Below are 20,091 nucleotides of genomic sequence, written 5' to 3'. Positions count from 1 at the left end.
ATGGCGCTCAGACTTTCGCCGATCGAATCCCGTCTAGCGTTTTAAAGCACGTTTCACGTGCAATCGCCAAGAAATCACTGATATACGACGCATCGGTATCTTCGGTACGCACGGCGGCATAGAGCGTGCGCCATACCCCTTGCTGCCCCAAATGGCATAACCGTAGCCAGCCTTGATGCAAGTACTCTGTCAGCGCCCAGTTGGGCAGCGCGGTGACGCCACGATTGCTGGCGACAAGCTGCACAATCATGGGGGTTAATTCAGCCTTGCGTACCCCGGCGGGCTCGACGCCGGCGGGATCCAAAAACGCGGTAAAGACATCCAGACGTTGTCGATCCACGGGATAGCTGATCAGCACCTGATCCGCTAGTTGTTCGGGGGCGATGTGCTTGCTGGACGCCAGAGGATGAGATTCCGATACGGCCAGCACCAACTCATACTTGAACAGCGGCAGGTATTCCACGGCTTCCAGGGGTTGAGGATCAGAGGTAATCACCAGATCCAGATCACCGCGCACCAAGGCGGGTAGCGGGGCAAATGAAAACGCCGCTGAAAGATCCAGGGCGACATCGGGCCACTGCGTACGAAACACATCCAGGCTGGGCATGAGCCATTGAAAACATGAATGACAGTCGATGGCGATATGCAGTCGGCCCGTGCGTCCCGCCGCCAATCGCTGTAGCTCTCGCTCGGTGGCTCGCATCCGGGGTAACACCTCATCGGCTAATGCCAGGACACGCAGACCGGCCGTGGTCAGGCGGGCAGGGCGTGTGCGCCGATTCAACAAGGGGGTGCCCAGCCGGGCTTCCAGATCGCGCAGTTGATGAGATAGCGCGGACTGCGTCAAATGCAACCGATCGGCGGCCTCTTGCAGGCTACCGCCATCGCGGATAGCAGAGAGTGTCTCGAGATGGCGGATTTCAAGCATGGCTGGGGTGACCGATTATTTATATGAAAAATATTCAATAAATGTATGTTGAGATTGATTTTGACGCAACTTAAGTTAAGGGCAGAATAGCATCTGAGTTGAACAGAATTTGTTTATTTGGATATTTCTATGACAATAATTCATAATTTAGGCTTCCCTCGTATTGGCGCTCAGCGTGAGCTCAAGCGCTCGGTCGAGGCCTACTGGGCAGGTAAACAGAATGCCGCGGAGCTGGAACAAACCGGCCGCGAATTGCGCAGCGCGCATTGGCGGCGCCAAGCCGCCGCTGGCGTGCAGTTCGTACCCGTGGGCGACTTTGCCTGGTACGACCACATTCTGGAATGGACCACATTGTTGGGTGCCGTACCTGCTCGATTTGGTCAACCTGATGATCAGCCGGTCTCGCTGGATACCTTGTTTCGGATGGGGCGTGGGCGCGCGCCCTCGGGCACGCCGACCGCCGCCTGCGAAATGACCAAATGGTTCGATACCAACTACCACTACATCGTGCCCGAACTCGTGCCGGGTCAGACGTTTCGCATTGCGCGCGAGTATTTGTTTGAGCAGGTCAACGAGGCGCTAGCCCTGGGTCACCATGTCAAACCCGTTATTCCCGGTCCGCTGACGTGGTTGTGGTTGGGCAAGGGAGACGCGTTTGCCGACGGGGCAGGGGACGAGGCGAAATTGTCGCTGCTGGACGCGCTGTTGCCGGTCTATGCCGAGGTGCTGGCCCGTTTGGCACGGTTAGGCGTGCAATGGGTGCAGATTGACGAACCCATTCTGGTATTGGACTTGCCCCAGGCCTGGCACGATGCCGCCCGGTCGGCGTACGAGCGTCTGACGCAGGCACCGGTTAAATTGCTGCTGGCGACGTATTTCGGAGGACTGCAAGACAATCAGGACACTGTGCTGGCGTTGCCGGTCGCTGGCTTGCATGTGGATTTGGTCCGCGGGCCAGGTCAGCTCCAGCATATCGCCGCCGCATTGCGTCCGGATCAGGTGTTGTCGGCCGGTGTGATCGATGGGCGTAACATCTGGCGTACGGATCTGGATGCTGCGCTAGAGGCATTGACACCGGTTCGCCGGCAATTGGGGGGTCGCCTCTGGTTGGCGCCCTCGTGCTCGCTGTTGCACGTGCCCGTTGATCTGGACAACGAAACGGAGCTGGATGCCGAACTCAAAGGCTGGCTGTCCTTTGCGGCCCAAAAGCTGGATGAACTCAGCGTATTGGGCCGCGCGCTCGATAACGCTGAGGCGCCAGAGGTCAACGAGGCGTTGACGGCGCAACGCGCGGCTTTGCGAGCGCGTCGTCAATCTCCACGGATTCATAACCCGGCCGTCATTCGTCGTATGGCAGCTGCCGCCGAGGTCGCGCGCGATCGGGTGCCTTTTGCGGATCGTATTGCGCAACAGCAGCAATTGCTGAAGTTGCCGGCGTTTCCCACCACGACCATTGGGTCGTTTCCACAAACGGCCGAGATCCGCGCACTGCGCCGTGATTGGAAAGCCGGCGGACTGAGCGACGCAGCCTACGAAAAAGCGATTCGCCTCGAAATCGAGGCCGTTATTCGTTTCCAGGAAAAAATCGGCCTGGACGTGCTTGTACACGGGGAGCCCGAACGCAATGACATGGTCGAGTATTTCGGCGAGTTGTTGGCGGGCTTTGCTTTCACCCGCAACGGCTGGGTACAGAGCTATGGTTCGCGCTGCGTCAAGCCGCCGATCATTTTTGGCGACGTGGCCCGTCCCGCACCGATGACCGTTGCCTGGTCCTCGTACGCCCAGTCCTTGACGGACAAGCCCGTCAAGGGGATGTTGACCGGTCCGGTGACCATCTTGCAGTGGTCGTTTGTACGCGACGATCAACCCCGCGAACAGACGTGCCGCCAATTGGCGCTGGCGCTGCGCGATGAGGTGGTCGATCTAGAGGTCGCGGGTGTACGGGTCATCCAGATTGACGAGCCCGCGATACGCGAGGGCCTGCCGCTGCGTCGCGGCGACTGGCAGACCTATCTGGATTGGGCGGTGGATTGCTTCCGCTTGTCGACTGCGGGCGTGGCCGCCGACACCCAGATTCATACGCACATGTGCTATTCCGAATTCAACGACATCATTGAATCCATTGCCGCGATGGATGCCGACGTGATTACGATTGAAACCTCGCGCTCCAATATGGAGCTACTCAAGGCATTTGAGGATTTTCATTATCCGAATGACATCGGGCCCGGTGTCTATGACATTCACTCGCCCAATGTGCCGGATGTGGACTGGATGGTGGGCCTGATGCGCAAGGCGGCGACCCGCCTGCCGAGCGAGCGTCTCTGGGTGAACCCCGATTGCGGGTTGAAGACGCGCGCCTGGCCCGAGACCGAAGCGGCTCTGGTTAGCATGGTCGACGCGGCGCGTACCTTGCGCGCGGCTTGACCCGTCCCGGTCCGCCCCCGGGCCGGTCACGTGTAGGCGTTCCCAGGAGGGGCGCCAGTTGGTGGGGGACAGGGCGTTTCTGAATGCCCTGCGTTATACTTCTCTGGATTTGCTGCTTTGCGTCAAATTCCCTGAGCAGGTCCCCCGTAATGCCATTGCCACCTCCATCTGTTTCTCGTCGCCCCCTGCACACGCGTTCTATACGCGTGCAGTCCTATGAGCGCGATGATGGGCTATGGGACCTTGAAGCCGAGCTCATCGACTTCAAGGGCTACGACTTCCCCAAGCATAACGGCGAGGTCTTCGAGGCCGGCCGCCATATACACCACATGCTGCTGCGCATCACTATTGATGACGCATGTACGATTGTGGCGGCTCAGGCGGTTTATGACGCGGCGCCCTACGAACAGCAATGTACGAGCATCGCCGCTGCCTACGAGGGGTTGGTGGGCATGAACCTGCTAAAAGGGTTTCGGCGCCAGGTCAAAGAGCGTTTTGGTCGTACGGCAGGCTGTACACATATGACCGAGCTGTCACAAGTGCTGCCCACTGCGGCAGTACAATCTATGGCCAATCGGCGGCGCCAAAGCAGCAATCCGGATGTACGCCCATTTCAGCTGGACGGCTGTCATGCCTTGCGCACTGACGGCGCGGTGGTGCTTGAGCACTATCCCAAGTGGTACACCGGGGATAGCGCTGAAGCGACAGCGGGCGCGAGTTCCGATTCCCCCTCTTTTTCTCATTCGTCCTGACAGGTAACACATGAAAATCCACGAGTATCAAGGCAAGGAACTGCTAAAGCAATTTGGCGTGCCTGTGCCCCGCGGGATCCCCGCATTTTCCGTCGACGAGGCCGTGGCTGCCGCTGAAAAGCTGGGTGGGCCGGTTTGGGTCGTCAAGGCGCAAATTCACGCGGGCGGCCGTGGTAAGGGCGGTGGCGTGAAGCTCGCCCGTTCGCTCGACGACGTTCGTACGCTGGCGTCGGAAATCCTGGGCATGCAATTGGTCACGCACCAGACCGGCCCCGCAGGCCAAAAGGTAGGCCGCCTGTACATCGAAGACGGCGCTGATATCCAGAAGGAATACTACGTGTCGCTGGTCACCGACCGCGCCACGCAGACCGTCGCCATCATCGCTTCCAGCGAAGGCGGCATGGATATCGAGGAAGTCGCTCACTCGACTCCCGAAAAAATCATCACCGAATACGTCGATCCGCAGACCGGTCTGTCGGTCGAACAAGCCAAGAAAGTGGCCGAGTCCATTGGCCTGAGCGGCGGCGCCGCTGATCAGGCTGCCGACGTGTTCCAAAAGCTCTACAAGTGCTACATGGAAACCGACGCTTCGTTGGTCGAAATCAATCCTCTGAACTGCGACAGCAAGGGCAACATCATCGCCCTGGACGCCAAGTTCAACTTCGACCCGAACGCCCTGTTCCGTCATCCGGAAATCGTGGCTTACCGAGATCTGGACGAAGAAGATCCCGCCGAAGTCGAAGCCAGCAAATTCGATCTGGCCTACATTCAGCTCGACGGCAACATCGGCTGCCTGGTGAACGGCGCTGGTCTGGCCATGGCAACCATGGATACCATCAAGCTGTTCGGCGGCGAGCCGGCCAACTTCCTGGACGTGGGCGGTGGCGCGACCGCCGAAAAAGTGACCGAAGCCTTCAAGATCATGCTCAAGAACAAGGGCGTGCAGGCCATTCTGGTCAACATCTTTGGCGGCATCATGCGCTGCGACGTCATCGCCGAAGGCGTGATCGCCGCGTGCAAGGCCGTCAACCTGAGCGTGCCGTTGGTCGTTCGCATGAAGGGCACCAACGAAGAACTGGGCAAGAAAATGCTGGCCGACTCGGGGCTGCCCATTATCAGCGCCGACACCATGGCCGAAGCGGCCACCCGCGTCGTAGCCGCCGTCAAATAAATTGCCAAGGATTCACAAATGTCGATTCTGATCAACAAGGACACCAAAGTCATCACCCAAGGCATCACGGGCAAGACGGGCCAGTTCCACACCCGCATGTGCCGTGAGTATGCCAATGGCAAAGCCGCCTTCGTGGCTGGCGTCAATCCCAAGCGTGCCGGTGAGGACTTCGAAGGCGTGCCTATTTTCGGCACCGTTCAAGACGCCAAGCAAGAAACCGGCGCGACCGTATCCGTCATCTACGTGCCGCCCGCCGGTGCTGCCGCCGCCATCTGGGAAGCCGTCGAAGCCGAACTGGATCTGGTCATCTGCATCACCGAGGGTATCCCGGTGCGCGACATGCTGGAGCTCAAAAACCGCATGAAGGCCAAGAACAGCAAAACCTTGCTGCTGGGCCCGAACTGCCCCGGCCTGATCACCCCCGATGAAATCAAGATCGGCATCATGCCCGGCCATATTCACCGCAAGGGCCGTATCGGCGTCGTCAGCCGCTCTGGCACCTTGACGTACGAGGCCGTGGGGCAAGTCACCGAATTGGGTCTGGGCCAATCCAGCGCCGTCGGTATTGGCGGCGACCCCATTAATGGCCTGAAGCACGTTGACGTGCTCAAGCTGTTCAATGACGATCCCGATACCGATGCCGTCATCATGATCGGCGAAATCGGTGGCCCCGACGAAGTCAACGCCGCACAATGGGCGAAAGACAACATGAAGAAACCCGTGGTCGGCTTCATCGCCGGCGTCACGGCGCCTCCGGGCAAGCGTATGGGCCACGCCGGCGCGCTGATTTCCGGCGGTGCTGATACGGCCGATGCCAAGCTCGAAGTGATGGAAGCCTGCGGTATTCGTACCACGCGCAATCCGTCGGAAATGGGCAAGTTGCTCAAGTCCGTGCTGTAAACGCGAGGCGTTCCTCGTGTCTGGAAAGCCCGCCCGTTTTGGCGGGCTTTTTCACGAGGAGCAACGCGAGTTGTTTCACCGGCTCGGCAAAATATAATAACGAGCTTGTTTTACGCGTACACCCATAAAAAATCGTCTGGTGACATAGGCACCCGGCACTGGCCACACTATTCGCGCATACCAAGTCGGCCGGTACGCATCCTGTATTGACTCACACCTAGGGGATCGCTAGGAAGAGAGGAATGGAACTTACATCCGCAGCATTCTGGATTGCCTTGTTGCAAATCATTTGGGTCAACATCCTGTTGTCCGGCGATAACGCCGTGGTTATTGCGCTTGCCGCGCGCTCGCTACCGCCTTCGCAGCAGAAAAAAGCCATCACGATAGGCTCTGTGGCCGCGATCGTCATGCGTATCCTGTTGACACTGGTTGCTGCCAAGCTGTTGCTGCTGCCGTGGCTCAAGCTGGTTGGCGCGCTGTTGCTGGTCTATATCGGTGTGACGCTGCTGTTACCCGAGGGTGAGGATGATGGCGACGGCAAACAGCACGGCTCGTTGCTGTCGGCTATCCGCACCATCATGATCGCGGATCTAGTCATGAGCCTGGACAACGTCGTGGCTGTCGCCGCGGCAGCAATGGGCGACACCACCTTGCTGGTGGTGGGCTTGGCGATCAGTATCCCGCTGGTTATCTTCGGCAGCACGCTGCTGTTGAAGGTCATCGAGCGCTTCCCTTTGATCGTCTGGATTGGCGCAGCATTGTTGGGCTTTATTGCTGGCGAACTGTTGGTGGGTGACCCCGCGCTGCATGATTCTGTCATCAGCGTCGATATGGCGTTGGGGTGGACTGAGCATCAACTGGCATTAGTGGCCGGCGCGATCGGTGCACTGCTGGTTTTGGCGTTAGGGAAATTTTTTCTGGCCCGGCGCCAAACCCTGACTCAGGCCTGAATTATACTTACCGCTTTGGCGAGACATTGCCGCGTGCGACGGGCGCGGCGATGTCTCGCCTGTGTTGCGCTGGTAGCAGTGCGTTAGATAAATACTTCGGTGGGGGGTTTTAGCGTGTTTGAGTTCCTACAAACAATAAGTTGGGCTGCAGTATTCCAAATAATCATGATCGACATCCTGTTGGGTGGCGATAATGCAGTCGTCATCGCGCTGGCTTGCCGAAATCTTGCTCCCAAGCAGCGCATGCAAGGGATTCTTTGGGGGACGGCCGGCGCGATTATCTTGCGCGTGGTGCTCATTGCTTTTGCCCTCACGCTGCTGGCCATCCCGTTCCTCAAGGTCGTCGGCGGCCTGCTGCTGGTCTGGATCGGCGTCAAGCTCCTGATTCCCGAGGACGAGGGGCACGACAATATCAAAGGCAGTACATCCATTGCGGCGGCGGTCAAGACCATCATCGTGGCTGACTTCGTGATGAGCCTGGATAATGTCATCGCCATCGCCGGGGCGGCCCAAAATGCGCACTCGGATCATCAGATTGGCCTGGTTGTATTCGGCCTGATCGTCAGTGTGCCCATCATCATCTGGGGCAGCACCCTGGTTCTTAAGCTCATCGACCGCTATCCGTTCGTGGTCACGCTGGGCGCGGGACTGCTGGGCTGGATCGCGGGTGGCATGGTTGTTACCGATGTGATTGTCGAAAGTCAATTCGGTCCGCAGCCCACTGCGGTTAAAATTGCTGCAGAAGTCATCGGCGCAGTGCTTGTTGTAGCCTTGGGGCGGTGGCTTGCCAGCCGTAAAATTGCCTCTAAGGAATCTACACATGAGTCTGCGTAAAGGCAGCAACCCCGGGTCCGGTCTGAGCTTGCTGCAAGGTCTTGCAGTGCTGGCCATCATCGGGGTCATCGTTGCGGTGATTTTCTCCAGCCTGGGCGGTTGATTCTGCCCGTGTCTGCACCGCAACGTCTCGTTATCGCAACGCGCGCCAGCCGGCTTGCCTTATGGCAAGCCGAGCATGTACGTGATCGCTTGCGCACCTTATATCCCGACTGCACGGTCGAATTGCTGACGCTGACGACACGGGGCGATCAGATTCTTGATCGCACCCTCTCCAAGGTCGGGGGCAAAGGGCTTTTTGTCAAAGAGCTCGAAACCGCGTTGCTCGATGGCCGTGCCGATCTGGCCGTGCACTCCCTGAAAGACGTCCCCGTCGAACTGCAAGCCCCGTTCGAACTGTGCACCGTGCTCGACCGGGCCGATCCGCGGGACGCTTTTGTTTCCAATCAGTACACGTCATTGGCCGACTTGCCCGTCGGCGCCATCGTGGGCACCTCCAGTTTGCGACGTGAATCGCAGATTCGGCACCGGTATCCCCAACTGCAGGTCAAACCGCTGCGCGGCAATCTGGACACGCGTCTGGGCAAGCTCGACCGAGGGGATTATGCGGCCATTGTGCTGGCGGCAGCCGGTCTGCAACGCCTGGGCCTGGATCAGCGTATTCGTAGCCTGCTCGAGACTGCCGATAGCCTGCCTGCTGCCGGGCAGGGCGCATTGGGTATCGAAATCCGTGACGACCGGGATGACCTCCGAGCGTGGCTTGCGCCGCTTGCTTGCGCGCGGACGACGGCTTGTGTCCTGGCCGAGCGTGCCGTGTCCCGCACTTTGGGCGGTTCCTGCCAGGTCCCCTTGGCGGCGTATGCTCAGCTTGAGGGCGATACCGTCATCCTGCAGGCGCTGGTGGCGTCTCCCGATGGTTCCCGGATGATTCGCTGCCAGCACACGGGTCCGATTGAGGATGCCCAGCGGATTGGCGAGGCCGCCGCACAAGAGTTGCTGTCGAACGGCGCGGCTGCCATTTTGGCCGTACTGCAAGATCCTTCCGCCGTCTGAGGCGGCCGGCGTTCGCCGGTCGCTTTCTTTTGGGGATACGTCCAAGCTCGTCTATGCCACAAGTCGCCATCCTGACCCGTCCCGACGGCCGCAACGATACGCTGGCGACCGGCCTGCGTTCAGCAGGCTGGCAGCCTTTGGTCTTGCCTGCGCTTACGCTGCAGCCACTGCCAATTGCGGCCGCCGATCTGCCATTGCCTCAAGACTACGATCTCGTCATCTTTGTCAGCGGCAATGCCATACAGCTGTATTTGAGCCAGCTCCGCGAGCTGGCAGGACAAATCGACTGGCCGGTCGCGGTGCCGGCGGCCACTGTGGGCCTGGCCAGTGCGCGCGTCTTGCGCGAGGCGCCCGGTTTTTGCGCCAATACAACAGTGCTGTGTCCGGGCCCAGAGGCGCCGACGCACGATTCCGAGGCATTGTGGCAAGTATTGTCAGCACGCGGCGACTTGCCGCAACGTGTACTGCTGGTACGCGGTACGCAGGGGCGAGATTGGTTGGGTGATCAGCTCGAGTCCGCCGGTGTACAGGTACTGCGGCACGCCGCCTATCGCCGCCAACCCGCCGTCTGGCCCGAATCCTCCTTGCGGCAGTTGCACGACTGGGCGCAGCGACACCAGCCCGTGACGTGGCTGCTGACCAGTGGAGAAGGCCTGTCGGCGGTTCGGGACCGGTTGCATCAGGCGGACCTGGATGATTGGTGGTGGACCTCCCGCTTTATTGTCACGCATCCCACGCTGGCCCGACGGCTGCAACAAGAGGCCGGTGGCACGGGCGCAGCGCCAATGGTAAAAATCTGTTTACCGGCCGATGATGCGATCCTCTCCGCCTTTGTTGCGGCTTGAATCGAAGTTTTGGCATTTCACCGAATACAATCGCGTCATGACAGACCAGACTCCTGATACTGCACCTGCCGTCGAGACGGCAACTCCGGGCGCTGCTTCGCCCGCCAAGCCGACCAAGGTTCCGGCTAAAAAGCCTTCCCGCGCGACAGGCCTGCTAAGCGCGGCGCTGATCATCGTGCTGCTGTTGGCCCTGGGTATGGGGTGGGCGCTATGGTTACAGCGCAAGCAGTCCCAAACGGCTGGCCGTGAGGTGGCGACTCGTCTCAGCACTCTGGAAAATGCGGTCGCCGAAGGCCGCAAAGCATCCCGCGAAGCCCTGACCCTGGCCCAAAGCCAGGAGGCCCAGCTTCGCTCCCTCGCGACCCAGGCCCAAGAGTCCAAGACGCGCTACGACGACCTGCAGCAGGCTTGGCAAACGTTCAGCGGCGGCGCGACCGATGAAATTCTGGCTAACGATGTCGAGCATCTGCTGGTGTTGGCCAATCAACAACTGCGCCTGGCCGGTAATGTCAACAATGCCATCGTGGCGCTGGAAACCGCACAAGCTCGCTTGACGCAGGCCGCGCGGCCGCGTTTTGCCAGCCTGCAACAAAGCATCAATGGTGATATCGACCGTCTGCGGGCTGTTGCCACGGTAGATATCCCGGCACAATCCGCGCGTATCGATCGTTTGGCGGGCCTGATTTCCAAGGCACCGTTGCTCGTGCCCGATGCCGCCGCGCCGGGTGAGCCGATCGATAGCTCGGCCGAGCCCGCTGTGGCGCCCGCCACGCCTCGAGCTGATGATCCGCGCAGCCAGTTACCCGCGGATGCCGCGTGGTGGGAGCGCTGGCGCGCCGAGATGGCTTCTTGGCCAAGTCGCGCCGGCAGTGTCTTGGCGCAAGAGTTAGGCGATCTCATCAGCGTGCAACGCGTGGACCAGCCTGCGGCATTGATGCTGTCGTCCGAGCAGGCCGAGCAGGTGCGCGCCTCCTTGCGTCAGCGTCTGATGACCGCGCAATTGGCGATGTTGATGCGCCAGCCCGAGGTCTGGAAAAACGAGCTCGATAACGTCGCTGACGTGCTGGGCATCTATTACGACGGTCGTTCGGTTGATACCCAGGCGGCGCTGCGTTTGACCGACGAGTTGGCCAATACCAATATCGCCGTCCAGTTACCCGATGTTGCGGATAGCCTGACTGGCTTGGCAGCGTTGCGTTCCGCCGGTTTTGAATCGCCCAAACAGGACTGACGTATGCGTACTTGGTTCTGGACTTTACTGCTGCTCGTCGTCGCTGTTGCGTTGGCCGTGGTGCTGCGCTCCCATGCGGGCAACGTCATCCTGTTGATTTCGCCCTGGCGCGTTGAGCTGTCGCTGACGCTGTTCGTGCTGCTGGTGCTGGGCTTTTTCATTGCCCTGTACGTGGGGTTGCGTCTGTTGGCGTGGCTGCTGGCCATTCCCGATCGCATGCGCGTCTGGCGTGGCCAGCGCGCCGAGGCGCGTGACCACGTGCTGCTCGAGCGCGGCTGGACAGAGCTCCTCGAGGGGCGCTTTGCCCATGCCGAAAGGAATTTGACCAAGCTCCTGGGCCAGACTCGCGTGGCCAATCGCCGGGTGTTGGCGGGCTTGTCGGCGGCTCGCGCCGCGCACGAGTTGGGCGAATTTGCGCGACGAGACCAGCTTCTGGATGCTGCAAGAGAGCACGCGTCGGGCAATACCGGCCTGCAAGAAGCCATCGCTACGGTGGCCGCGGATCAATTGTTGGACCAAGGGCGCGCGCAGGATGCATTGGCCGTGCTTACGCCCTTGCAAGATGGCGGGGCCCGTCATTTGCATACGATGCGCCTGCTGTTGCGTGCAGAGGCCGCGCTGGATCACCACGAGCGGGTCTTTACGCTGGCGCGTGGCTTGATGCGCCGCAATGCACTATCGAAGTCCGAGGCGGAGCAACTGATCGACAAATCGGGTGCGGCGCGTTTGCGCGCCGCCGCCGCATCGGGCACCGAGGCCTGGCGCAGTGTCTGGAAAGACCTCAAGAGCGACGAGCGTACCCTGCCGCAAATTGCATTGGCGGGCGCGATGGTGTTCGAGGCAGCTGGTGAGCCTGCCGAGGCCGCAAAAATCCTCGAAGCCGCTGTTCCCGTGCATTTCACCCCTGCGTTGGTGCAAGCCTATGCCCGGTGTGATTCCGATCAGGTGCCTCGTCGTTTGGCCAAGGCAGAGGGTTGGCTGCAAAAACGTCCGGCCGATGCCGGCCTCCTGAGCGCGTTGGGCATGTTGTGCCTGAACGGACAGTTGTGGGGGCAGGCCGAACGTTATCTGCAGCGCAGCCTGCGCTTGCGCACTGACTCGCCCGAGACGCACGCCTTGTTGGGCAGCTTGTATGACCGCCTGGACCGTCCGGTCGACGCGACGCGGCACTGGCGCCTGGCGACCGCAGCGACGATGGCATTGCCCATTCTGGCGACGGATCAGGCTTTGCCCGCGGCCGAGACCAGTGCCGATCCGCTGCACCTGGACGCCGAAGGCGAATATTCCACTTATCCGCCCGAGGTTTCGCTGGCAGGCAGTCACGCCACCGTCCAGAGCGATATGCCCGTGTCTGCGCCTGCGGACTACGTTTTGGATCCCGATGCCCGCGCCCTGGAACATGAGGCATCAGTGGCGTTGCAGCCGGATCCTCCCGCCGTCGCACCCGTTGGCTCCAACGTCGATATCGAAGACTACTTCGATAGCGCACCCATCCCGATCGCCGCGTTTGATGTGCCTACCTACAGCACGTGGCCGGCCGAGTCACCTGTCGAGCGTGATGCGGACAAGCGGGATGACGACAAATCACATCTTCTTTCAGACAAACAAGGTTGAATCATGAGTCTCGATCGCGTCTCTCCCGGTAAAAATCTACCGGAAGACTTCAATGTCATCATCGAAATCCCCATGAATGCCGATCCGGTCAAGTACGAGGTCGACAAGGACAGCGGCGCCGTGTTCGTGGATCGTTTCATGCTGACCGCCATGCACTATCCGTGCAACTATGGCTACATCCCGCAAACCCTCTCCGACGATGGTGATCCCGCCGACGTACTGGTGTTGACGCCGTTCCCCATCCAGGTGGGCGCCGTGGTGCGCTGCCGCGCCCTGGGCGTGCTGGAAATGGATGACGAAGCCGGCGGTGACGCCAAGCTCCTGGCGGTCCCGGTCGACAAACTGTACCCACCGTATCGCAATATCAAGTCTTACGAAGATCTGCCCGCCGAAGACATCAGCCGTATCCAGCATTTCTTTGAGCACTACAAAGATCTGGAAAAAGGCAAATGGGTCAAGGTCAAGGGCTGGAAGGGCGTCGACGCTGCCCGCGAAGAAATCGTCCGTAGCGCCGAGCGCTACAACAAGGACTAAGGCCAACCGGGCTGGCATTTCGTCGGGCTGCGGTGCACTAATGCTTCGCGGCCCGTTGTCTTTGCATGGTCCGGCACACCGAAATAACGGATAAACTCGCGAACTGGATTTCCCCTTTGTCGGCCATGCCGACACGCATTCAACAAGGTCAAGAGAACATGGATTACGTATTCCCTCCGTTGCCGCCCGTTGCCGTGCCTGTTGTGGGCAGCGATGCATTAGTCCCCGTGCGTCGTATTTATTGCGTTGGCCGCAACTACGCCGAGCATGCCAAGGAAATGGGCTTTACCGGTCGCGAAGATCCGTTCTTTTTCAGCAAGCCTAATGACGCTATCGTGACGATTGCGGATGGCCAGACGGGCGCCACGCCTTATCCGCCCAAGACCAGCAACCTGCATTACGAGATGGAGCTGGTTGTGGTGCTGGGCAAAGGTGGGAAAGATATTCCCGTCGACCAGGCCAATGACTATGTGTGGGGCTATGCGCTAGGTCTGGACATGACACGCCGCGACCTGCAAGGCGAGGCCAAGAAACAGGGCCGTCCCTGGGAAGTCGGCAAGGCTTACGATCTATCCGCGCCGATCGGTCCTATTCATCCGCGCAGTGCCGTCGGCACGCTCGAAAAGGGCGCCATCTGGTTGGATGTCAACGGGCAGCGCAAGCAGTCCAGCGATATCTCGCAGATGATCTGGAATATCCCCGAGAGCATCTCGTACCTGTCGGGCCTGTTCGAACTGAAGGCCGGCGATCTGATTTTCACAGGCACCCCCGAAGGCGTGGGCGCTGTCGTACAAGGCGATGAGCTCGTCGGTAGCGTCGAGGGCCTGGGCGAGTTGCGCGTGCGTATCGCTTGATATATTTTTGCCGCCGGGCCGCCCCAAGGCAAAAAACGCCCCCTTGGGGGATGAGCCCGGACACAGAACAGTCCCTGCGGACTGTTGTGTGCCTGGCGAATCCGAGCGGCCTGCCTGCCGCGAGGTGGACAGCAAGCCAAAGGCGCAGCGTGGGGGCTATTTTTACCGCCGAACTGTAAACTGAAGAGGCAGTGCGGTGTTTTTTGATTCAGGAGTTTCATCATGCGCGCAAGAGTCATACTGACGGCGGTTATCGTTTTTGGGGTCGTGCTGCAAGGCTGCAATACGATGGCTGGCGTGGGTCAAGACATGTCCAAGGCAGGTCAAGCCATCACTAACGCCGCAGACAAATAAGACCCACGCGTTTTGATGACGGCGGCCCCTTCGGGGGCCGTTGTTGTTTTGATCACGGCAAGTGTTCTCCTGTTTAGTGTCTGCTTAATGCTTGGCTTAGCCCCTGTCTAGGTCTGTGAGACCAATTCGCCTACCTCGGCATCTGCGAATAGCCCGCCCGTCCGCGTCGTTTCAGAATACAGCCTCTATCGATTGAAAAGAGGCTGATGCATGATCCCGCGTATTTCTCGCCAGCGTGGCCAGGGCATGACCGAGTACGTCATTGTGGTGGCGCTGATCGCCGTGGCCGCGATTGCGGTCTATCAGTTGTTCGGCCAGGTCATCCGTTCCCAGACGGCTGCGATGGCGAACGAGCTCGCGGGAGAAGACGGCACCGCCGCGTCGCGTGCCGCACAGTCCACGGCGGGCAAGGCCGCCACCCAGACCAAAGTACGTACGCTCAAGTCGTTTACGGGCCACGCAAAATGATGGGCCACGTCGTGTTGCAGACAGGCATTATTACTGCGCAGCGCGGTCAGGCCTTGCCTTTGGCCTTGATGCTGATGGCGGTAGCGGGAATCGCCTGGATTGCGCTGTACAACGTTGGGCAGACGGCCAGTGCTCGCGTACGTCTGACGCATGTCGCCGATGCGGTCGCGTATAGCGGGGCGCTCGCGCAGGCGCGCAGCCTTAATCTGTTGTCTTATATCAATCGTGCTCAGGTGGCGCATCAGGTAGCGATGGCGCATCTCGTGACGTTGGGATCGTGGGCACAGTTCGGACAAACGCAATCGCAGCAGCACACACGGCACAATCCGCAGGTCGCGCTGATTGGCAAGCTCTTTGGCTCGGATCTGGGCGCGGCATACGCTCGGGCCAGCGCTACGAGCGGCGCGCTGCCTGAGCTGGCTGATGCCTTTCAGCAGCACGATCACGTGGTGCACCAGATCCTGCAGCAAGCCTCGGCTTCGGTAGTTTCCAGCCTGGTGGCATTTCGCCGGCAGGCAATGTGGCAGGTGCTGCGTGCGAACTATCCCGAGTTTGACCGTGCCGGGTTCGATGCGCATGACACGGTTGATCAGGGCGAGACATCTTCGCATGGGCCCTTTCGATTATCCATGTTCTCCGATGGCTATTCGGGTTATCTGAGGCAACACCAAGATCGCGAAGACGGACACTTGCGGGGCATGGCGCAGGGGGCTGCGGGCCGCTACGACTTTTTGCGGCCACGTGACCTGACGCGCCGCAATGCCTGGACAGTGCAGGCGGAGTGTCCGACGCGTCGGCACGAGCTTCGTCGTCGTGGCGAGACCTGGCTCGATACCCAGGGTCGCTGGGCAGCAGAAGACACGTTGTCTTATCACGCCTTGCGCTCTAACCGCTGGATTGGGTGCCACTACCGTGAGTACGCGATGGGGTGGGGCCAGAACGGACATCGTACGCCGGGGGATGCTAAGGCGACCCCAACACCGCCTCATGAATTTTCACAGCAGGACTTTTGGCGTTGGGTACACGAAAACACCTCGTGGGATTTATTCTCGGGCCGAAGCAACTCCCTGGCAAATGCTTATGGCTCGGTAGACGTGCAACGATGGCCGAGTCGTGGGCTGCCTGCGTATCACGAGATAGACAAGAGCGCGGTGAATCACGCTCTGCGTTTTGCCATCCAGGTGCGTCAGTCCGCTACGTCGATGTCCACGACTGACGCCGCAAGCAATGTGGCCGCGCCTGTCGGCAGATACACCTACCTCGGATTGAGGGCAGGGCAGGCCATAACGGTAGGCAGTGCGGCGGAAACATACTTTGCACGACCGCATTCGCGCGTCGACGGCCGGCACGAGCTTGCGAGTCTTTTTCGACCTTACTGGCAGGCGCGGCTTAGCTCCGCCCAGCCCCGCCATCCAGAGGGTGGGCCGCGATGAAACCCCAACTTTCTTGTTCATCGTCTCGCGGGCAAGCCGTCGTCGAATCCATGCTCGCGCTCGGCCTGCTTGGGGTATTCATGCACGGGTTGGTGACGATCGGTGATTCTTTGCTGCGAGGTCAACAAGCGGCCCATCTGAGCCGCTATGCTGCGTTTGCCAGCGCAAGAGGACAAGACCACATCCATCGTGCAGACATGGCAGGGCGCTCAGGCGGATCTGTATCGTTGGTGACGACGCTACCTCAGTCCGGTGACATCAACCGCGTCGGAAATGCGCAGGCAGCGACTTTGGCTCAAGACTGGTTACGGGCCGACCCCCGATTGCGCCAAGCACAAGCTACCGTGTATCCCTCTGGGCACCTTGCCTTTTCCGAGCACGTTAGACCGGCGTCGATGCTGTCCGTACGTCGCCAAACTGTCGTGGCGGTGGGAGCAGGGCACGCGTCCGATGATGCGACGGTGGCGCGACGGACTCAAGATTCTGTGCTGGGTTGGTCGGGCGCGGCCCGACGCTCATTACGTGCCGCGCAGGCCCTGAGGCAACCCATGCTGCCTGTGGACGCCCCCTGGGGCCGAGGCAACTGGACAGGGGATTGGCTTGAGGCTTGGCATGACCTGGCACCGATCGCCGAGAAAACACCATGATCGTCAGCCGATGGGGCGGTGACATAACCCGCTATTTGAACGTCGTATTGGGTAGATGGCTATCGTGTACCTCTGCATATTCTGGGCACGTGCCTCGGTCGCCATACACGTCATTTTGTTTGCAAGGCGTGTTTGCTGTGATGATCTCTCTGGCTCTCTCCGATAGTACGTATGCCGACACGTTGTCTTTGCTTGATCGGTTGGTCTTGCCACCGGGCAGCGCTCAGGCCGCGCTGGGTACTCGGATGCAGCTCCATGGTGTGCCTGTCGATATCCGCGTCATCGAAATACCGGAGTCGGTTACACAGGCCGCACGCATGTTGAGCGAGCAGTATCCCGGGCTGTCCGACCTGAGTGTCTATCCGGGTTGTGCAGTGTTATCCGGAGAGGTTGCCGATCAATTCTGGGTCGTGACACTCGAGCCCGCGGGGCTTCGCCAAACGCGAGGCAGTATTTCCGTGCTGGACATGGCGGCCACTTCCTTCGCGACCTTGAATCCAGCGAATGGCACGCAGTCGCATCGCAGCACCGCGTCGCCGGCACAGAGTTGGTTACCGGGCGACGCGCGACTTCGACTACGGCTGGACGCCCAAGAGGATAGGGGCGGTGGGCATACATCACAGCAGGTATGGACATTTCCCTTGCCAGTACCTGCCGCATGGCGAGCTATCGTCCGGGGCTTACAGCAAGAGCAGTGGCAATTAGAAACCTTGACGCCGGATGCTGGCCGATGGGTGCGGCAACGCAGCACGCTTCAGATCACCATCACCGCCGTCGACGGCGGCAGTGGAATCCTGGTGCATCAACATGATGGGTCCGCACGATGAAATTTACGATCATGGCATTGCAGCAGCGCGCGCGTACGCTCGCCGTTTATACATTCGCGTTATGCGCCGGACTGCTCGCGGCCTGGGCCGTACACGACCATATTCAAACTCGCGAGCGAGAGATTGAGCGTCAATCCGAAGTCGACGTGCTCACTCGCGTCGTCGCGGCGGTCGATATCGAGGCCGGTACTCGGCTGGATACTGATCATCTGGCAGTACGGGATATTCCCTTGCCGTGGGTACCGGGGGGCTCGTTCGACCCCGGGACCGTAGAACACGCAATAGGCGGAATACTGACGTCGGACCTCAGGCGGGGGGACATTCTGCTGGACGCTCATGTTACCGCGGAGACCGGATCACCAATCTCAGCATTAGTGTCGTCGGGCCGGCGGGCTGTGACCTTGCCCGCGGCGGAGATCAATGCAGTCTCCGGTCTATTGCAAGTAGACGATCTGATTGATTTGTATGTGTCCTTTACGCATCAGGGACAGCATCTGACGGCACCCTTGTTGCAAGGGGTCAGGGTATTGGCATTGGGGGGGAGTGCTGAAGCACCGATGTCGATTACGTTCGACACCTCGGAGCAGAATGCGATCAAGTTGGTAGCGGCACGCCAGAGCGGTACGTTGACGGCGATGGTGCGTCATCGTGGCGACGTGGTGATCTCGAAGGAATCCGAGCCAGGCGATCTGGCAGCGTTGATGGGTATTGATCAACGAGAGGTCGTGACTCACGCGCCCATTCCTATCCTGTACGGCGATCGTGTCGATACAGCGTTGATCCCTGATGGGTTGTCGGGTGACTTGCCGCCTTCCATACCACGCGCTTCCACGTTGCAGGATGCGCCATGAAAGTATCCCAGTTTGCACGCCCCATCATGAAGTCAATCTTGTTGTTGTTCACATGGCCGGTGATGGCGGCCGAACCTACTGTCCTGGTACTGGAAGTCGGTCAAACCAAGGTTGTACAGCACAAGTCCGTTACTCGTGTGGCCGTGGGGAATGGGCAGGTCATCAGCGCTGTCTCTGTCGAGGGCAAAGACGTGGTGCTTTTTGGCCGGCAAGAAGGCACCTCGTCGGTACACGTCTGGACACCTGCCGGCGTGGGCATGGCGTACGAGGTACAAGTACACCCCGCTGGCTGGTCGAACATGCAGCATGAGGTGCGGACCTTGCTCGAGCACATCCCGAACGTACGCAGCACGCTGGTCGGTGACAACATCGTTATCGAGGGCGAGGACCTCGCCGATGATGATCGGACACGGATAGCTGCTTTGGTGCAACGTTATCCGCGCATTCTGGACTTCACTGGCCAGGTGGGATGGGATCGTATGGTGCTACTGGACGTACAGGTGGTGGAATTACCTCGATCCCGCTTGCGCGAATTCGGCGTGCGATGGGACGCCGTGTCCCAGGGCGGCATGCAGGCCGGGCTGGCGTGGCAGCCGGGTTCCGGCGTGCACCTGAACGGATTCGAAGACGCATTGCCGCTAACGATGCAAGGCATGGGCGCGGGCGGCTATTTTGGTTTGAATGCCTTGCTGTCGTCACGCATTACCGCGTTGGCACAGCGCGGGGAAGCCGTGATGCTTGCCCAGCCCCAGCTCCTGGCGCGTAGTGGAGCGACCGCCTCTTTCCTGGCGGGCGGAGAGGTGCCCTACAGCACAACCGACGCAAAAGGCAACACCAACACCGCATTCAAACCCTACGGCGTATCGCTGAATATCACGCCACGTATTGATCGTAATGGCGCGATTCGCTCGCGTATCGAGGTCGAGGCGAGTTCCGTTGATACCTCTTTGAGTGTTTCGGGCGGCCCGGCATTGCGTACACGTCGGGCCTCAACAGAGTTCAACGTGAGATCGGGCCAGACACTGGTTCTGGGCGGGTTCCTGTCTCGTGAGCGTTCGCACGAACGTACTGGTGTGCCAGTGCTGCAAGATATTCCCTTGCTCGGCACACTGTTTTCCTCGCAGCGCAAGCAACACACAGAAACAGAGCTGGCCATCTTCGTGACGCCGCGCATTGTGTCGCAAGATCACCCCGAGATGGCCCAACGCGTTGAGCGCGGACGCCATGTGCTGCGCGACGCGTTTCCCGATATGCCTGCTATGGGAACGGCAGCGCCCGGCCCTGGAGATCCTGATTGGAGTGTGTATCGGGGGCCGGGCTCTCAATGGCAACCTGTGCCGGGTTCGGCTCCTGCGCTGATGCCGATTTCCCACGTCCAGAACGGCGCTGATTCCCATTTCCATCAGACAGTGAAATGAGCA

The 20,091-nt window shown here is 60.1% G+C and carries 20 protein-coding genes; 19 read left to right on the top strand and 1 reads right to left on the bottom strand.

Annotated elements, in window-relative coordinates; genetic code table 11:
* Positions 1-7: 7 nt before the first annotated feature.
* On the bottom strand, positions 8-928 hold the full coding sequence (locus tag ACNAZS_RS03300; protein ID WP_415786111.1) for a LysR family transcriptional regulator: 921 nt from the start codon (positions 926-928) through the stop codon (positions 8-10).
* A gap of 129 nt (positions 929-1,057) precedes the next feature.
* Here ACNAZS_RS03300 and metE point away from each other — a divergent pair, with 129 nt between their 5' ends.
* From metE to ACNAZS_RS03205, 19 genes are all read left to right on the top strand, one after another.
* Complete coding sequence (gene metE / locus ACNAZS_RS03295) at positions 1,058-3,352, top strand: 5-methyltetrahydropteroyltriglutamate--homocysteine S-methyltransferase (RefSeq protein ID WP_415786109.1); 2,295 nt, start codon at positions 1,058-1,060, stop codon at positions 3,350-3,352.
* A 149-nt stretch (positions 3,353-3,501) separates the two neighbouring features.
* On the top strand, positions 3,502-4,104 hold the full coding sequence (locus ACNAZS_RS03290) for a DUF2889 domain-containing protein (RefSeq protein ID WP_415786107.1): 603 nt from the start codon (positions 3,502-3,504) through the stop codon (positions 4,102-4,104).
* A 10-nt stretch (positions 4,105-4,114) separates the two neighbouring features.
* Entirely contained in the window at positions 4,115-5,275 is a 1,161-nt protein-coding gene (gene sucC / locus ACNAZS_RS03285; RefSeq protein WP_415786105.1) for an ADP-forming succinate--CoA ligase subunit beta, read from the top strand.
* Positions 5,276-5,293: 18 nt separating this feature from the next.
* Positions 5,294-6,175 carry a succinate--CoA ligase subunit alpha gene (gene sucD / locus ACNAZS_RS03280; protein ID WP_415786103.1) on the top strand — a complete coding sequence of 294 codons (882 nt, stop codon included), beginning with the start codon at positions 5,294-5,296 and terminating at the stop codon, positions 6,173-6,175.
* Positions 6,176-6,417: 242 nt separating this feature from the next.
* Complete coding sequence (locus tag ACNAZS_RS03275; protein WP_415786101.1) at positions 6,418-7,125, top strand: TerC family protein; 708 nt, start codon at positions 6,418-6,420, stop codon at positions 7,123-7,125.
* A 114-nt stretch (positions 7,126-7,239) separates the two neighbouring features.
* Positions 7,240-7,959 (top strand): TerC family protein, encoded by a 720-nt coding sequence (locus tag ACNAZS_RS03270; RefSeq protein ID WP_415786099.1) that lies wholly within the window; start codon positions 7,240-7,242, stop codon positions 7,957-7,959.
* A 111-nt stretch (positions 7,960-8,070) separates the two neighbouring features.
* On the top strand, positions 8,071-9,012 hold the full coding sequence (gene hemC, locus ACNAZS_RS03265; protein WP_415786097.1) for a hydroxymethylbilane synthase: 942 nt from the start codon (positions 8,071-8,073) through the stop codon (positions 9,010-9,012).
* A 53-nt stretch (positions 9,013-9,065) separates the two neighbouring features.
* Positions 9,066-9,857, top strand: coding sequence for a uroporphyrinogen-III synthase (locus ACNAZS_RS03260; RefSeq protein ID WP_415786095.1), 792 nt, complete (start codon positions 9,066-9,068; stop codon positions 9,855-9,857).
* Between the two features lie 37 nt (positions 9,858-9,894).
* Positions 9,895-11,088, top strand: coding sequence for a uroporphyrinogen-III C-methyltransferase (locus tag ACNAZS_RS03255; RefSeq protein WP_415786093.1), 1,194 nt, complete (start codon positions 9,895-9,897; stop codon positions 11,086-11,088).
* 3 nt (positions 11,089-11,091) lie between these two features.
* Positions 11,092-12,702 carry a heme biosynthesis HemY N-terminal domain-containing protein gene (locus tag ACNAZS_RS03250; protein WP_415786091.1) on the top strand — a complete coding sequence of 537 codons (1,611 nt, stop codon included), beginning with the start codon at positions 11,092-11,094 and terminating at the stop codon, positions 12,700-12,702.
* A 3-nt stretch (positions 12,703-12,705) separates the two neighbouring features.
* Positions 12,706-13,236, top strand: coding sequence for an inorganic diphosphatase (ppa, locus tag ACNAZS_RS03245; RefSeq protein WP_415786089.1), 531 nt, complete (start codon positions 12,706-12,708; stop codon positions 13,234-13,236).
* 158 nt (positions 13,237-13,394) lie between these two features.
* On the top strand, positions 13,395-14,090 hold the full coding sequence (locus ACNAZS_RS03240; RefSeq protein ID WP_415786087.1) for a fumarylacetoacetate hydrolase family protein: 696 nt from the start codon (positions 13,395-13,397) through the stop codon (positions 14,088-14,090).
* Positions 14,091-14,312: 222 nt separating this feature from the next.
* On the top strand, positions 14,313-14,444 hold the full coding sequence (locus ACNAZS_RS03235; RefSeq protein ID WP_415786085.1) for an entericidin A/B family lipoprotein: 132 nt from the start codon (positions 14,313-14,315) through the stop codon (positions 14,442-14,444).
* 210 nt (positions 14,445-14,654) lie between these two features.
* Entirely contained in the window at positions 14,655-14,912 is a 258-nt protein-coding gene (locus tag ACNAZS_RS03230) for a hypothetical protein (RefSeq protein WP_415786083.1), read from the top strand.
* Complete coding sequence (locus tag ACNAZS_RS03225; RefSeq protein ID WP_415786081.1) at positions 14,909-16,345, top strand: hypothetical protein; 1,437 nt, start codon at positions 14,909-14,911, stop codon at positions 16,343-16,345. Before ACNAZS_RS03230 ends, ACNAZS_RS03225 begins: the two co-directional genes overlap by 4 nt.
* Positions 16,342-16,992 (top strand): hypothetical protein, encoded by a 651-nt coding sequence (locus ACNAZS_RS03220; RefSeq protein WP_415786079.1) that lies wholly within the window; start codon positions 16,342-16,344, stop codon positions 16,990-16,992. The genes ACNAZS_RS03225 and ACNAZS_RS03220 overlap by 4 nt, the downstream gene beginning before the upstream one ends.
* Positions 16,993-17,129: 137 nt before the next feature.
* Positions 17,130-17,819, top strand: coding sequence for a hypothetical protein (locus tag ACNAZS_RS03215; RefSeq protein ID WP_415786077.1), 690 nt, complete (start codon positions 17,130-17,132; stop codon positions 17,817-17,819).
* A complete protein-coding gene (cpaB, locus tag ACNAZS_RS03210; RefSeq protein WP_415786075.1) occupies positions 17,816-18,670 on the top strand; it encodes a Flp pilus assembly protein CpaB in 855 nt (284 codons plus the stop codon). Before ACNAZS_RS03215 ends, cpaB begins: the two co-directional genes overlap by 4 nt.
* A 26-nt stretch (positions 18,671-18,696) precedes the next feature.
* Positions 18,697-20,088 carry a type II and III secretion system protein family protein gene (locus ACNAZS_RS03205; protein ID WP_415787046.1) on the top strand — a complete coding sequence of 464 codons (1,392 nt, stop codon included), beginning with the start codon at positions 18,697-18,699 and terminating at the stop codon, positions 20,086-20,088.
* Positions 20,089-20,091: the final 3 nt, after the last annotated feature.

This window comes from Bordetella tumulicola (assembly GCF_965138755.1).
GTDB classification, from domain to species: Bacteria; Pseudomonadota; Gammaproteobacteria; order Burkholderiales; family Burkholderiaceae_B; genus Bordetella_A; species Bordetella_A tumulicola.
Note: the sequence above shows the minus strand (reverse complement) of the source record. Positions and strands in the feature narration are given on the sequence as shown.